The organism is Chryseobacterium sp. WG23, assembly GCF_024586575.1.
GTDB lineage: Bacteria > Bacteroidota > Bacteroidia > Flavobacteriales > Weeksellaceae > Chryseobacterium.
In genome coordinates, this window is record NZ_JALCZE010000030.1 from 1 (window position 1) to 643 (window position 643).

Annotated in this window: 1 pseudogene; it reads right to left on the minus strand. The window is 39.8% G+C overall.

From position 1 onward, the window contains the following. Window positions 1-643 (minus strand): annotated as a pseudogene (locus MP477_RS22670) (gliding motility-associated C-terminal domain-containing protein); the annotation flags it as partial.

A 643-nucleotide genomic window follows, 5' to 3' on the forward strand; every position in this document is an offset into this window, starting at 1 on the left:
GTAAGATCAAATGTTGAGAACATGATGTTATCCGGGATATAACAGTTTTCCATCTGGGCATCTCTCAGTACTACTGTCGGGTGAAACTGTAATCTGATGGTAGCAGTAGCCATACACCCGAATACAGAAGTTACTTTTGCATATACTGTTGTTTCCGGAGAAATATAATTGGTAGGATTTGTAATTTCATTGGTTCCTGCATTCATATCATCAAGAGTGGGGTAATATTTAATCACTGCTCCTGCGCCTCCAAATACATTGGCTGTGGTAAGATCATACTTTGCAGTACCTTCCCCATTGTTGTTACATGAAAGTAAGGTGACATTATTAGCCGTAATGCTGGCATTTACAAATTTAAATTTTCCATTGATGAAACATCCGTTCATTGGATTGTCCGGGTTGGATGGATCACGGTAAACAATTCTGTAATAATAGGTAGTTGTGGCATTTACAGTTGTCGTTGTCAGAGAATTAGCACCGGTAAGGGCATCATTGGTATTATTGTGGTAAGTTACCTGGAAATTATTGCTGTTTCCGTTGATAATCCCTGCACTCAGAGAAAGGAAATTAAACTGAGTAGGAAGTCCACATACCATAACCGTACTTGGTTGTGCAGGATCTGCAGCAGGAATACCCGGAGTAA